Source organism: Bacillus sp. FAU20, assembly GCF_056033865.1.
This window is the reverse complement of record NZ_JBVYHY010000013.1, coordinates 13,850-28,790: the sequence shown is the minus strand read 5'-3', so window position 1 is coordinate 28,790 and position 14,941 is coordinate 13,850. Positions and strand designations below refer to the sequence as shown.

The 14,941-nt window shown below is 35.3% G+C and carries 8 protein-coding genes and 3 pseudogenes; 6 read left to right on the top strand and 5 right to left on the bottom strand.

Features of this window, described 5'->3' with window-relative positions; all coding sequences use genetic code 11:
- Nucleotides 1-21: 21 nt before the first annotated feature.
- Nucleotides 22-228 (bottom strand): annotated as a pseudogene (locus tag AC0OM3_RS11350) (DUF4158 domain-containing protein); the annotation flags it as partial.
- A 262-nt stretch (nucleotides 229-490) separates the two neighbouring features.
- On the opposite strand from AC0OM3_RS11350, the gene AC0OM3_RS11345 reads away from it, so the two are divergent.
- Complete coding sequence (locus AC0OM3_RS11345; RefSeq protein WP_474211837.1) at nucleotides 491-871, top strand: hypothetical protein; 381 nt, start codon at nucleotides 491-493, stop codon at nucleotides 869-871.
- 195 nt (nucleotides 872-1,066) lie between these two features.
- Here the strand turns inward: AC0OM3_RS11345 and AC0OM3_RS11340 are convergent.
- Nucleotides 1,067-2,349, bottom strand: a pseudogene (locus AC0OM3_RS11340) (IS4 family transposase).
- 183 nt (nucleotides 2,350-2,532) lie between these two features.
- Between AC0OM3_RS11340 and AC0OM3_RS11335 the strand changes: the two are divergent.
- Nucleotides 2,533-3,287, top strand: a pseudogene (locus tag AC0OM3_RS11335) (Nif3-like dinuclear metal center hexameric protein).
- Between the two features lie 559 nt (nucleotides 3,288-3,846).
- Here the strand turns inward: AC0OM3_RS11335 and AC0OM3_RS11330 are convergent.
- Nucleotides 3,847-4,680 carry a matrixin family metalloprotease gene (locus AC0OM3_RS11330; RefSeq protein WP_474211835.1) on the bottom strand — a complete coding sequence of 278 codons (834 nt, stop codon included), beginning with the start codon at nucleotides 4,678-4,680 and terminating at the stop codon, nucleotides 3,847-3,849.
- 236 nt (nucleotides 4,681-4,916) lie between these two features.
- Between AC0OM3_RS11330 and AC0OM3_RS11325 the strand changes: the two genes are divergently transcribed.
- On the top strand, nucleotides 4,917-5,201 hold the full coding sequence (locus AC0OM3_RS11325) for a hypothetical protein (protein ID WP_102956763.1): 285 nt from the start codon (nucleotides 4,917-4,919) through the stop codon (nucleotides 5,199-5,201).
- Between the two features lie 188 nt (nucleotides 5,202-5,389).
- Here AC0OM3_RS11325 and AC0OM3_RS11320 read toward each other — a convergent pair whose 3' ends face one another.
- On the bottom strand, nucleotides 5,390-7,132 hold the full coding sequence (locus AC0OM3_RS11320) for a patatin-like phospholipase family protein (protein ID WP_474211833.1): 1,743 nt from the start codon (nucleotides 7,130-7,132) through the stop codon (nucleotides 5,390-5,392).
- A 688-nt stretch (nucleotides 7,133-7,820) separates the two neighbouring features.
- Here AC0OM3_RS11320 and AC0OM3_RS11315 point away from each other — a divergent pair.
- The 3 genes from AC0OM3_RS11315 to AC0OM3_RS11305 are packed head-to-tail and all read left to right on the top strand — an operon-like array spanning nucleotide 7,821 to nucleotide 12,876.
- Entirely contained in the window at nucleotides 7,821-9,350 is a 1,530-nt protein-coding gene (locus AC0OM3_RS11315; protein ID WP_474211831.1) for a Dyp-type peroxidase, read from the top strand.
- Between the two features lie 45 nt (nucleotides 9,351-9,395).
- Entirely contained in the window at nucleotides 9,396-11,864 is a 2,469-nt protein-coding gene (locus AC0OM3_RS11310; RefSeq protein ID WP_474211830.1) for a hypothetical protein, read from the top strand.
- Complete coding sequence (locus tag AC0OM3_RS11305; RefSeq protein ID WP_474211828.1) at nucleotides 11,818-12,876, top strand: NAD(P)/FAD-dependent oxidoreductase; 1,059 nt, start codon at nucleotides 11,818-11,820, stop codon at nucleotides 12,874-12,876. Before AC0OM3_RS11310 ends, AC0OM3_RS11305 begins: the two co-directional genes overlap by 47 nt.
- Before the next feature lie 360 nt (nucleotides 12,877-13,236).
- Here AC0OM3_RS11305 and AC0OM3_RS11300 read toward each other — a convergent pair whose 3' ends face one another.
- On the bottom strand, nucleotides 13,237-14,724 hold the full coding sequence (locus AC0OM3_RS11300) for a S8 family serine peptidase (RefSeq protein ID WP_474211827.1): 1,488 nt from the start codon (nucleotides 14,722-14,724) through the stop codon (nucleotides 13,237-13,239).
- Between the last annotated feature and the right edge of the window lie 217 nt (nucleotides 14,725-14,941).

The following is a 14,941-nucleotide window of genomic DNA, read 5'->3' as shown; positions in this document are numbered from 1 at the left end:
AAATTCGCGTTTTGTTGGTAGGACCCCTACTTGCTTTGCAACGTATTCAATAATCTCTTGATTTATTTCCTGCCTTCCTTTTGGAAAACGATCCTGGTATTGAAAAAATTTTAGGGAAACAGCAAATCCAAGTCGTGTACTTCCATATTTATTTCCAATTAAACGCATCTTTTCTGGAATAACTGTAAAATGTTCAATGAGTTCCTCTAACTCCCAAGTTTCCTTCACATTATTGAATCTCCCCTTATGGTACTTATCATGAAAATTTTATAGAATTTTGGCATATAAAAAGCTCTGGAATCCAGAACTTTACCATCATTAATTATTACTTTGCCCCAGGTTACAGCAACGCTGGTACTAGGCTTTAAAGTTAAATAACACTTAAATAAGTCAAATATGATGTGAAAATGTATATTTAAATAAATTTTGCTAATGCTAATAGCGATCTACATTATAAATTTTTGTTGTTTAAAAAGGAGTGTAATAAATTATGCCTGAAGATACGAATACGGTTTCCATTCATCAATTTTTATTCGTTATGAAAGCAATTGCAGAAAATGATCTTTGGGATGACGTGGCATTTAGAATTGAAGAAAAGGGATACCACAAAATAGAGTTTCCTACTTGTTTAATAGCTACAGTAAGAGAAGTAATGATAGGAACGGATGGAATAAATAGACGGGGAGGAAGATTCATAAGATGTGGCTGTGGTGTCACTAATCCAGGACCACCAACTCCAGTAACTCCTAGTGGTGGTGGCGATGGTGGTACTGACGGCGGGAGACCGAGATCCGGTGGTGGTAACGATTGCGACGATGGCACTGATGGTGGAAAGAACCCGAAGGTAAACATTAAAATTGAGGTTGAATGAAAAAATACGAGATTCTTTCAAAACAACAAATGAAGGAGCTTGATATTAATGACGATGACATTTTTCAAATTCAACTGATTGAAAAGCGAGTGTGAATTAAAAACCTGGATACTATCAAATAATCTATAAAAAAGAGTCCTTTATTATTAGGACTCTTTTTTATAGGCTAATGTACTCATTTCTTTTCACTGAATTTTATTTTTGTGTTTTAATCAAATTACGTTCTGTTTCTTTACCCTGCATTTCAAACTTTGTTCCTAGTTCATCAAGTATAATATTCGTACACTGACCTAAGGTTTTTTCAGTAGTGATTGTAAAATTTTGAGTGTATTTAATTTTAATTTCCCGGTATACCCATTTCATTTCTTCTTCTGTTGCAAATTGATTCCATGCAATTTCTTTATATGGCGCAACAGAATTCATAATCAGGAAATTCATACGTGACAGGAAAATTAATAACGAAAATTTATAAGATTTAAGACTAGGATATTTCGCCTTAATTTCAATAGAGATATAATCAAAGGGAATTTCCCCAGATAGCACTTCTAAATCTATAGGTTTCTTTTCTTTTTTTACTTGTTCCTTCAACCTTTTCTCTGTTTGTTCTTTTGTTAATCGATGAAATGATAACAAGAACTGGTAATTTTTTGGTACTGTCCAATATACGCCTCTGAAATCTCCATTGTTTGACCAGGGGACAATTGATTCATGAGTTCTTCCATATCTAACTGAATATAGAGTGTCCCTTTCTTGATGGTCTCATTTTGAAAATACTGTGGCTTATCATTCTTACGATAGATTCGAGAATGTAATTTCAAACTTGAGACATAATAAGCTCCTTTATCATGGATATTCTGTAAGTCATATAGGTCGAAATAGCCTAAATCTCTTATATACAAGTCTTTGGATCGAATGGTTTGTAGCCTTGTTGAACCAAAGGTTTTATCATTTTCTCTTCCTTCTCCTATATAAACGTGCAAGAACTTCCCACTCAATAGATCATACTCTAATTGAATTTTGACTCCTGCCGTATGGCTACTTCCACCTAAAACTTGATACTGTGAAGAAAACTTATCTGGAAGCTGAAATATTGTAGAACCTAGAATCCGAATGTGTTTAAAGGTCGTAGTATATTGATGAATTATTTCTTTTGTTGAATGAATTCTTTGAGTTAGAAGATTAGCTAGAACTTGTTCTAGCAACTGTACTGCAGAAGCATTAAATCGTTTGTTAAGTCCTTCAGGACTGATAAAAACTCCCGTAGATACTTCAAGATGGCTACATAATTGTGTGAGTGATGTACTTGCAACATGTTGGCTAAGCCATACATATAAAGCAACTAACTCCTTTGCTTGATATTTACTCTTTCGCTGAAAGAATCCTTTTTCTTTAGCTAGGTGTTCTAGAACATGAGGAGACATATATCGTTGTAATTCTTCAGCAATCGGTTGAAGTTCGTCAAGAATCGAAAGATCCATAAAAAAACGCCATCCTTTCCTATAATTCTACAGAAAGGATAACGTCTATTTTGCTTTATGGATAGTGTTAATAACAAATGAATATCGTATTTGATTAACATCAGAATTTTCATACAAATATTCAGTTTTAGGTTCATAATAATATATTAAACAGGTTATTTCTAATAATGGAGGTCTTCAAATATGAATTTGAAACGCTTTGAAGAAATTATTAAACAGTTGTTTACAGTGGAACTATTAGAGGGGTTTTATGATGATTATGGTTTCATTCATGCTTCTAATCAATCTCTAAAATTGGCTACGTAACTAACATTTCACCTGAATTAATTGAACAAGCTGCAAGACATCAAGTAGACTTAATTATTACCCATCATGATGCTTGGGGTTTTATCTATGGATTACATGATGAGTGTATCAAGAAACTAAAAGAGTACAATATAAGTCACTTTTACATACATGGTCCGCTTGATTTTATTGAGTTTGGAACTTGTACATCACTTATGAATGTTATTGAGGTTGATCATATTAAGCAATATTCCTTTTACAATAATGGAGATAAACCAGGCATTGGTGAATTTAAACAGCCGATTAGCTTTTCAACACTTGTTAAAAGAATGAAAACTAATTTAAATGAACCAGTAAGAAGCTGGAAGAATAACAATAGAGAAGTCAAACGAGTAGGCGTGCTAAATGGTGCAGGTCATGCAACGAACTATATCCAGATAGCAGTAGAGGCAAACTGTGACACTTATATTACCGGTGAAGCAACTTTATATACGATTCAGTATGCTCAATTTGCCGGTATTAATCTGATTGTGGGTAGTCATACCTTTACTGAAATATATGGAGTAAGAAGTTTAGTTAAGCGTCTAAAAGAATTTGAAAATAAAGTTGAGTTTATTGAATTAGAGGAAGACCATTTTGAACTAAACTACTGAGTACCGTGTATATTCCACTGTTAAATTACATAAATTAATGCACAGTTCTTATAGTTTGTTAAAATTTACAATGTACAGCACCCTCTAGACTGTTTTCTTATACCACTTACTAGGGGACCAAGCACAAACCTATTAAGTTAAAATTTAGAGTTACCCCAAAACAAGAATTTTGTGTGAATTGTTCATTTTTTTGCTACAAGTTAGCACAAAATTTCGTTCTCGTTCTGGGGGCATTTACCTTTCTTAGCTTGATGGCGATGGGATAGCACCAACATTTCGCGGATTCTGTATGTTAAGGCTAAATCCCTTGAGATAACAATATTTTTGTTGTAATTACCAAAAACGAATATTTAAGGAACTTTATGTATTTCGAATGAAACTGATAGAAATACGATCGAAAATTAGTTTCAAAACGCATTACCAAAACAAAGCACTATAAAAAGTATAAAATATCGTTTATGAGACATTCTTAACATACAGTAAAATTAAATTTTTCATCTTAAAAATTCCTTAGCGTACGAAATGCTTGCGGGACCCCTATAAATGATATATTAAATTTTTAGACACGTGAACCGTAAATAGATTGTATTCCTGATATATCATCTTGATGTAAAGAACGCAAAATTCCACTATAACTAGGAAACATTAGTGAACCTCTAACATTAGAATGAGATAAACCAAGAGAGTGACCAAATTCATGAGCAGCTACAGTAATAAGATCAATACCTGATGCAGGTGTACTTATTGACCAAGTTTCACCATCATCAAAATGTGCATCGCCCGCAAGAGAACCACTGTTAGGAGGTGGAAAATAAGCATGTGCTAATACATTTCCACTACCATCAAATGGATTGTTATCACCATGTTCTCCTGTGACAAATGATATTAAGATATCAGCATTACCAGTTGTAACTTCTTTAAAAGTTAAAGGAGTTACTTCACTCCAAAGACTAAATGCCTTAGCGATAGCTGAACGAACCTCATCTTTTGATAAATCTGATGTAAATTTTACAAATTTATAAGTAAGATCATTTTTATTCCATTTGTTTCCTTGTGCTGCAAACTCTTCAACTCCCTCATGTAGATCGGGACATCCGCATCGTGGTAATCTCATTTGTTTTACTGTAGTTTCATCTAATTCACCGGATTGAGGTACATCATTAAATTCTTGATATTTTTTTAAAGCAGTTTCAGTAGTGTCATCAAAATTAGCTTCTAATGCAGCTATTGTAGTTTCAGTATCACTTTTTTTATAATACCCAAATGCTTGAAGAAAATCTTGTAATTCACTTACTGGTTTGCCTTTAGAATTTTTTTTTAATCCAATAGCAGATGGTAATTTCATGAAAATCCCTTCTTTTCTATTAATATTTTTGTGTGATTTTACCTTCACACAGTTTTTAATATCTGCAATTATGTATAAGATTATGCAACCAATTTAAAATGCGGGTAATAAGAGGTAGAGTTTGTTTTTTTAGCTGATGTCTATATCGTTAGTCCATTGAACAATTTTCAAATGTATTTCAACAGCTTTATATAATTTTTCTTCAAATGAATAACTTTAATATTTATATGCCAAAATATACTTTGATGTTTTAAAAATATATATTAGAAAGAAGTGAATTTTTTATGTCTAATGATAAAAAACCTACACCATCAGATCCGTGTTTAATTGGACTAAGTGTTGCTTTATCTGATTCTAATGTTATAAAAGCAATTAACAAAAAAATTGAGCATCAATATATGTTTCGTGGTTATGAATGTAAAAACGAAATTGGGATCCCTGAATTAATAAAAATTCATCTTGATTTCGATTGTAGTCCGAAGAAACCTTGTATTCAGGATCCATCTTTATATATAACAGTGAATTTCATTGATAAACATGTTGAACATATTGATGGTGAAAATACATAATGTAAATATTACTAAAAAAGCAGGAATACCTTAAAAAACCTTTGATTAATGTAGGCCTTTAAGGTTATTCCTTCTTTTTTTTAGTAAAGAGCTATTCACTTATCAATGGATAGGTGACGGCATGTGCCTAGCCTACTTTACTTTAAACTAGGGTACAACACATATCTCCTATGTATTCTTTATATTTTTTACTTTATTTTTACCTTTTCTAATACTTTAAAACTACCTAAGTATAGAAATAGTCGATTAAAGGTGATTAGATAAATTCCAATAAATATAAACCCTGTTAAAGATATAAGAAGAAATGGTAACAGATTTATCAAGAACCATACAGAAAGAATTCTGTGCGAAAAAAATTTTAATCCTTTGTATATAATAAAGAGGGTAATTAAAAAGAGGATCATTAATAATAATTGACCTTTTGATATTGATTCATTTGCCCAGTAAATAAACTTGGAACCGAAAGTACTTATAATAGTTCCACATATAAGTACAACTAATAAAATAGTTATAAACTTTACCAGCAAATTCATTCTAATAGCCTTAAAAGATCGTTTGCTTGCAGTTTCAAGGAGATTTTTATAATAAGAATCAATAATAGGTGATGAAATCCAAGAATCAATCTTAAAGAATTGATATCTTTCCGCTTTTAATGCAGTATTTGTAACAAAATTTTTTATATTTACTTTATCCAATTCATATTGACTTATTCTATAGCCGTCAAGCATTAAAGAAAAAGCTTCTACTTCTGAAAAAGAGTCCAAATCTGTTCTAATACCCGAAAGGAGGTTTTGAACATCTGTATTGACCCCGAAAGTCTCGCAGGGTTGTTCCGTGTTATAAAGTTTCGATTCTTCTTTAAGATTGTGTCTTTCATTAAAGTAAGAAACTTCCTTTACGGGCAATCCTTTCTTTAAATGTAATAGGGCAACATTATCTGAATGTTCCCTAATTATATTGGACAATTGTTGCTCTCGTAGGTTGTCTGATAGTATACTATTTGAACGTTTAATTACATTGGATATCTGTACATTAGGCTCCCTTTCATCCTTTAATTGTGCTGATGCATCACTTAATATAAAATGTGTGCAATTTAAGCGTTTATCTAGTAATCCTCTAATTCCTTGATTATCGTGAACACCGCCATCAACTAATTGTAATCGTACCTTCTCATCATAAAGATCACTAATAGCAAGAGGGGCAAAAATTCCAGGCACACAGGCCGAAGCGGCAACAGCTACACCCAATTCAAAATCTTCGTGTTTGTATATGTCATCATACGATTCTATTCTTTTTAGTCGAAAGTTTTTATCAAATTTTTTTCTAGATTGGTCAATCTGTGTTTCGCCCATATCCGAAGCACTAAAACACCAGTTATGGCCATTATTTAAGATAGTTGCATTAATAAGAAGTATTGGTACTTTTGCACTTCTATTTTCATTATCCTTAAGTGGGTGAAAAGAATTACTCTCACAGCAGGGTTTGATAATGAGCTCCTTCATTTTTATAGGATGGGTGTTATTTATATCAAGAACTTTTCTGTATAAAAATTTATCATAAAGCTCTCCAATATGATCACTTCGTGAGTAATTAGGAAGAATCATTTTTATATTTCTTACTGGATTAAGAAAGGTTCTTAAACGCAAATTCTTTTGGACTGCTTTTAGAAAATCAACTTCAATTTTTGCAACAATCTTCTGATAGTCTTCATCTTTAATTTCAACATCTTTCTTTTCTTCCAGTAGTTTTTTTAAATGAAGATAATAAAGCGCACCAATAATAGAGCCACCTGAAACCGTAGAAATTAATTCAACTGAACGAAGCAACCCCAAATCAGCCAACCTTGCGAGTACTCCGATATGATAGAAAGATGCTCTAAATCCTCCACCGGAAAGGGCAAGTCCTAATTTTTTATTATTTTCCTCTTTCATAACCAAAGTCTCCTTTTTTATTTTTTTAAACTTCGATATTAATAACTAAAATTTATGTTTTCTTTTTTTTATAATTTTTATGCTATGAACAATGAATCACTCCAGACTTGCCCGTATCAACCCTTCAAATCACAGCCTGTTATTTTTTATGCGTAATTAATAAAGCTCTCTAAGTTTTTCTGACATATTCAACATAACTCTATTTTGAAGTAAATATTTTCAAATCATATAGATTTATTTGAGTCATTTTAAAAGCTTTGAAAATATCGTGTTTGACTCGTTGTTGAAAAATACAAAACACTAGGCGGGATTTTATAAAATCTTAAGGAGAATAACATGAAAGAAAATCAATATTTTTGAGTTGTAGAAAATGGTAAGTTTCAATTTAGGCAGAACCAATGGAGTAAAATCAAAACTTTACCTGAATTCCCATGCAAGCTGCAAAATCTCCAGGGTTCTGTTGCGCGGTTTCTTAGCATCAAACTAGACGAAGAATTTATGACTTACATTCTTAAATTATATAAACCTGAATTAAATAGATTGTTATTGGGAATAATTTCTATTTGAAATGAATTGACACTATGGGTCCTAGCCTGACCAATTTCTTTTGTCGATACATTAAAGGAAGTATTGCTGTTGTAAAAGCCGTCTCCGATAGACGGTAATTTAATTAGGGAGGTTAAATCAAATGGCTCTAGATGAACCCATTATTGAGATCGACGACATTCAAGGTAATAGTTTGGCTGGTTTTAACAAAGATTTTCAGAACTTGCTTTTTTTTAAAATTACCCAGCCTGATACTGCAAAAAAGTGGATAAGGGAACTAGCACCACAAATTTCTTCTCTAAATGAAGTACTGCAGTTCAACAATTTATTCAAGTCACTACGTGTTCGATTGAATGGTGAGGACCCACATGGGCTAGCCGCAACATGGGTTAATATAGCCTTTACCTTCGAGGGATTGAAGAAATTGATTCCAGAGGAAGCAGAGCACTTTAAAAAAGATGAAGCATTTTCGCAAGGTATGGCTGCAAGGTCGAAAGTGTTGGGCGATCGATTAGATCACCAAAACTGGGTGATTGGCGGTCCGACAAATCTACCAGATCTCTTGTTAATCGTGGCTAGTGATACAGAAGATTTCCTTATTCAACGTATGAATAGTATAAAAGAGAGCTCGAAAGTAAACGGTGGTCTGGAATTGATACACGAAGAGAATGGAAGAACACTTATGGACACAAACAAGCCAGGTCATGAGCACTTTGGCTATAAGGACGGCATATCTCAACCAGGGATACGCGGGCTTAAATCAGACAAGCCAGAGGACTTCCTCACTGCACGTTTGATTGATCCAAATGATGAGCGTGCGCAGAGTTTTTCCAAGCCGGGAGAACCGCTTATCTGGCCAGGCCAGTTCGTATTGGGCTATCAGAAACAAAATAAAAATGATCTTATTCAACCAGAACCAGATTCAGATTCGGATACGTTAGCCAGCTTACCGAATTGGGCACGCAACGGCTCTTTTTTGGTATTTCGACGTTTGCAGCAAGATGTAGCGGCCTTTAATAAATTCGTAGAGAATATGTCGACAGAAGCAGGAATGAACTCTGACCTGCTAGGTGCGAAACTGATCGGCCGTTGGAAAAGCGGTGCGCCTTTGATTAGAGCAAAAGAAGAAGATAATCCGCCTATCGGCAATGATGAGTTTATAAGCAACCATTTTTCCTATGAAAATCCCGAACCTGCAATTAAATTGACACAGGACGTAGGTAATCAAGAAATTTCAAGTGCGGAAGAAGATTCAGAAGGGAAAATATGCCCATTTGCAGCGCATGTTCGTAAGCTTAATCCACGTGATGTTAGGTCTGCCGAGTTTAACCGAACGAAGATGCTTCTTCGTAGGGGCATCCCTTATGGGAAATCCTTTGAGCTAGCACCGGACGAGGAAAGAGGATTATTATTTATGACCTACCAAGCAAGTATTGAAGATCAGTTTGAATTCATGCAGCGGGATTGGGCTAATGATATCAACTTTCCATCGGATGGGGATGGCGAAGATCCCATTGTGGGGCAAAAAGACAATGATGGTGAAAAACATACATTCAAATTACCAGAAAAGGATAAGAGCATAAACTTCATGCAGGAATGGGTAACGATGACAGGAGGCGCATACTTTTTTCAGCCATCCATCAAAGCCCTTATGGATAATTTGACAATATAATCCATATTATAAAAACAAATAAAAACTCAGAAAGGGTGGAAAATGATGTCTTTGATTGAACAAGTGAGACAAATATGTAATAGACTTGCAGAACATGGCTGGAGAGATTTATTTCTTCAACATGGATTGGATATTGCAGCTGATGATTTAAAAACAGAACTTCTTAAAGAGCTTCCTAATATAAATCGACAGATAAAGGGATTTGAGGATTTTGCAAAAGAGGGCAAGCGAGGAATCGAGCCGGGGCAACCAGCAAGAAGTCTTTTTTATCATGCCTTAGCTTCTCCAAATGTCATTGTTGGCGCAAACAACTTAGAATTAACTACGTTCCCTACTTTAGCAGAAATTGAAACTGTTGAAAATTATGTCTACGGTATTAATCCTCCATCCATTTCTGAATTGTATTCTCGTATAAGCGATAATTCAGATAATCTAGAATTAGGAATCGTAGTTTTTGCATCTGAATATCGTCCTGCTCCAGATACTGTTCATCGAAAGCATGCTGATATGTGTTTTTCAAGAAGTGGCATAGCAAGAGTTGGTACGATGCAACCGTTCTACGATCCGCAACAAAGAGGATTCTTACCTATTACTGAAGAGGATTCAGATTTTACTTTTCGAGTTCTCCCAGCTCGTTATTCGGCTTATTTATCTGTTAAACGTATGGGAAATGAAAATGAATTTGGTCCGTTACGTTTCAGAAACGAGAATGCAGTCTTTCCCTTCGAAGACGTTGAAAAAAACAAAAGTGATAAAGAGAGAACATTTTGGGTGCCTTTACATAAACTTTTTAGCGGTTCAGAATGTCTTTGTCATGATAATGGAGAGCCGATCGATATTCAACTGAGTCTTAAAGCACATCATGTTAATGAAAAAGCAAAACGAATTTATCAAACTTTGAGTAAGCTTCCAAATGATATTGGAAAGTCCTACTTAAAAGATAATCTCGATAAGCCTCCTTTTAGCTTTCAGGATGGAATAGCGGAATTCTCAGGTGACAGGTCAGTTGGAAGTAATATACTTGTACCTATTCCTCACTCTAGATTGGTTGAGGAAGCTCAATATGATGATGGAAAACCTCTTACCTTAAATGTGCCAAAGAGTAATACGCAAGATGTTGAGAATGGTATATATATTAATACTTTTTCTTCTAGTTTATTAATACACATGAAGAAAAATAATGATATATTTGGTCGCCCTGCTCCTGAATATGTTTATGTACGGCACAGATTGGAATTGGGGGCGGAACCAAATCTTAATGATGAAAAGGAAATGATGAGTATTATTAAAAAAGGTGGATATGATGCAGTACTGTATAAAGATTACACTGGTGATGGGTGGATAGAAGCTAAAGGTACAGAACTCGTTGATCCGAAATCGGGAAAGCCACTTGCTCATTATGCAGCATATTCTATGATAACTGCCCCAGATTTTTTCTTAAATAGTGACCAACGTGAACTTATGAATTGGTACGACCAACAATCTGAAAGACTTAGAGAACTTACTTGGGAAGTGCCTCCTTTTACATTGTCTGATAATCGAATAGCTGTTAATCTTGAATTAAAAAGTGATAATAATACAAATTCAGCTATCTTTAATGAGAATGACGATACGATGACGGCTATTATTTCCTTGCCTTATCAGAAGGCTCCTGAGCTAACAAAACTTGACGTTCCACTGGGATCAAGGCATTCTTATCTACCTGACGCAGCATCTGGAATATTTGCTCCAGGTTGGGATGTAAGTTTTGACCGAACAAAAAGTGGAAAACAATTTCTTGCAGCTTATGGTCTTGGAAGTCCGTTTCCCGAAGATTCTAAACTATGTGCAGCCTTGAGTACTTTCTGGCCTGCAGTTGCTCCAGATGCTGCGCGAACGTTTGAAAGTACAGAAATTGAAACCTGGTGGCCAACAGTTAGTCCACTTACAGATGAAGAAATAGGTATAAAGGGAAATATACCTTGGGATGGTGTTAAGGGACCTCAAACTAAAGAGGGTAATGTGGTTGAATATCCTGCAATGGAGTATGTAGACTATGTTCAGAATGCTCTAGATAATAAATTCTCCTTGTCACTTACTGGTCGAACTGATTTACAAGAGTATAAGGAAAGATTACTTAGCATGGCGTTTGTTTACTATACATTAGGTGGAAGTAAAACAGACTGGAGTGTCTTATCATTTCAAAAAATCTCTTCCCCTATTGATAATGAAGAATTAAAGACTGCTTATAGAGAAGCTGAAAATTCACTCCCTATCGATAATGAAGAATTAAAGACTGCTTATAGAGAAGCTGAAAATTCACTTTTGGATAGTGTATATAGGTTTGAAATGTTTAGAAAAGGAAATAAACAAACGCCAAAAGATTATAAGAAAGTTTCAGTTGAAATGAAAGAACCAACCATCATGTTTGTTAGTATAACTGATGTAACAACAAATAACAAAGCTAATATTTTATTGAAAAAAATGAATGATGAACCAGATGGAAATTGGGAATATAGAAATGTCAAACTCTAATTTAGATGTAATCATTATTGGTAGTGGACCTGCTGGCACAGCTACAGCCATTACTTGTGCTCAGAGGGGCTTGAAGGTAATTATGATTGAAGGAGAGCAGTTTCCTCGCGATCGTCCTGGGGAAACACTTCACCCTGGAATTGAACCCCTTTTACAGCAATTGGGTGTCACAGAAGAGTTTGATAAAGCAGGATTCCTACGACATGAGGGAAATTGGGTGCAATGGGATGGAAAGCGCCACTTTGTCCCATTCGGTTCGGACGAGTCTGGGAAATGGCTGGGTTTTCAAGCTTGGCGCGCCGATTTCGACGCAATGCTACTGCATCAAGCTATTTCGCTAGGTGTTGACGTACGTCAACCTTGTCGTGCTTTACGCCCGATTGTTACTCATAACCGTGTTTCAGGAGTAGTAACTTCTGATGGGGAGCTTCAATCTTCATTTCTAATAGATGCGACAGGTAGGCGACAATGGCTAGCGCAGAAATTGAATTTGAAAATCAATACCTACTCTCCTCGCCTTATTGCCCGATTCGGTTATGCTACAGGGACATGTCCCGCGCGAGATGCATCGCCAGCTATTGTAGCACACGACAATGGATGGTCTTGGACTGCCAGGGTGCGTCCAAATGTGTACCAATGGACGGAATTATCTTTTGACAATGTAGCATTGAAAAGGGATTGGATTCCTGAAGAATTTCAAGGGCTGAAACCTATGGGTAAACCGAATGGCGCTGATGTTACATGGCGAGCAATTAGTCAACCTGGAGGAGCTGGATACTTTTTAGTTGGAGACGCTGCAGCTGTACTAGACCCCGCTTCTTCCCACGGTGTCCTCAAAGCAATCATGTCAGGGATGATGGCGGCACATTCAATTGCGCAAGTCATAAATGCGGGGCAAAAAGAGGACACTATAATTCTTGGATATTGCAAATGGATCCGCAATTGGTTTGAGCATGATGTGGAAAAATTAAAGCAGCTTTATGCCCTTCTTCCAAGTTTTAAGGGATTCTGAATGAGTTTGCTTATCGAACAGATTACTTGCGTAAAAAAGACCATGTAACATAAAACCCCAATCAAGTCCGGTAACGGAGAATCGGGGTTTTGATTTAATTTTTATCGCCATCGGACTGCATTTATGCTGTTAGACTGAACAGTTGATGAATGAAATCCACTTGATTTTGGATAGACTTGGTGGTCTTCCCGCGTCAAATAGACAACTGTAAAAAAGACTATATAATTTGAAAAAGTTAAAGTTGATGATGGAATAATTAGAGGTAAATTCCGATTATTGGTAAGTGACTATGGTAGTTCAATGATGAAGCGATTATAAAGATGAAGAAACTCTTCCTAGATAGGAAGAGTTTCTTCATCTTTATAGCATATTAATTGCTTCATCAACTGCTCTAGAAGCATCAACTAGACCAAACCCTGTTGCAAGATCGGGACCTTGATGAGCAGGATTCTTTTGTTGCGACTGACCTTTTGTTACATCTCTTGCAGTCTTTTTTAATATATCCCGTATTTGGAAATGACTAAGTCGGCTATTCGCTTGTTTTAATAATGCACATACACCAGCTATTTGTGGTGCAGCAGCTGAAGTGCCACTAAAAGCTGCCCATCCATCAATTGGTGAAGTCTCATCACCATTAGGATGTTTCTGTCCAGAGGCAGAAGCGAATTCATCAAACCAATCTCCTGGTTCTACTGGAAGCATTATATAATTTGCCATAGGAGGAAGGCCAGACAGACCACATATATCAGGAACTAGACGGTTCTCATATGGTTTAGTTGTGCTTTTATAACCACTCACAAATTCAGTTGCCTCCATAGATCTATTTCTATCAACAAAAACTCCTCCTACAGAGATAACATCTGGATGCATTCCAGGAAAAGGTTCGCCTCCATTACCGCTTGCAAATACAACAGTAATACCTTTATGGACTGCATTGGCTATTGCTGCTGCTAATGTTAATTGGGAAGCTGTCAATTGATTTGGTGGGGTATTTAGTCCCCAGCTACAGGTAATAATATCAGGATTTTGTGCTACTGCTAATTCAAAAGCACCTGTTGTATTAAATTTGTTCATTTTTATCATTGTAAAATCTATATCCGGTGCTAATGAAAATACATTAGCAGCTTCGCCCGTTCCATGACCTCTTTCATCATGAATTGGATCTGTCGTCTCAGGTCCAAGAATAACTGGATTTATATGATATTGTCTTTTAGTGAAAAAGGGATGTCTAAAGAAACCAGTATCGACCATTACAATCTTTATGCCTTTTCCTGTTATTCCTTTTTGGTGTGCTCGCTCTGCTAAAAGAAGCTTAGCTAAATCTTCAGGTGGCTTTAAATGATAATAATCTTTTTGGGGTGGATTAGGAGCTAATCGACCCGGTGTATTTACTGAAGTATCTTCTAAGGCTGCACTAGCAGGAGAATGTAAAAAAGCTTTTTCGCTAATTGCGATTCCTTCTAAAACATCCGCGAACTCACTATTACTTGTATCAATTAACCCCTGTATGTTTGAGTTTGTTGAATCAAGAATTGTTGTTGATGTTTTCCCTGGTACACCCTGTACTTCAAGTTCCTTCATAACAATTTTAGTATGAAAAACATTTTCAAAAACTTTAGGAGAAGCTGCGATTGAAATAGATGTTTGTCCCACATGCAGTACTTGGAATCCATTCGCTTTTAATTTTTCTACAGATTTATGAATCATGTTGTCTTTAGAGTAAAACTGCTCAACTGTTTTACTTGTAATACTTTTAGTTGTAGTAAATATCGATTCACCACCAATGGAATGCACAGAAGCTTCTGCATACAAAATAGGTGGTAAATCTGAGTTAGCATTAATTTTCATGATAAACTACCTCTTTCTATTTTTAGAGATAAATTAATTTGGTGCTTTTAAACCTCGCAGTGTATAAGAGCGATTTGTTTCTCAAACAGTTCAAACTAATCTCCTATATACCATTTAAACTTCATTGGAATATTCTTAACCGAATAATCTTCTGTAAATTTATTCATTAGATGATTGCCCTCTTATTGATATTGAAGCTACTGTTCTTTTCTAAGTA

Coding starts and splice junctions, on each gene's coding strand:
- AC0OM3_RS11345 (WP_474211837.1), top strand. CDS start 491: ATGCCTGAAGATACGAATACGGTTTCCATTCATCAATTTTTATTCGTT.
- AC0OM3_RS11325 (WP_102956763.1), top strand. CDS start 4,917: ATGTCTAATGATAAAAAACCTACACCATCAGATCCGTGTTTAATTGGA.
- AC0OM3_RS11320 (WP_474211833.1), bottom strand. CDS start 7,132: ATGAAAGAGGAAAATAATAAAAAATTAGGACTTGCCCTTTCCGGTGGA.
- AC0OM3_RS11315 (WP_474211831.1), top strand. CDS start 7,821: ATGGCTCTAGATGAACCCATTATTGAGATCGACGACATTCAAGGTAAT.
- AC0OM3_RS11310 (WP_474211830.1), top strand. CDS start 9,396: ATGTCTTTGATTGAACAAGTGAGACAAATATGTAATAGACTTGCAGAA.
- AC0OM3_RS11305 (WP_474211828.1), top strand. CDS start 11,818: ATGATGAACCAGATGGAAATTGGGAATATAGAAATGTCAAACTCTAAT.
- AC0OM3_RS11300 (WP_474211827.1), bottom strand. CDS start 14,724: ATGAAAATTAATGCTAACTCAGATTTACCACCTATTTTGTATGCAGAA.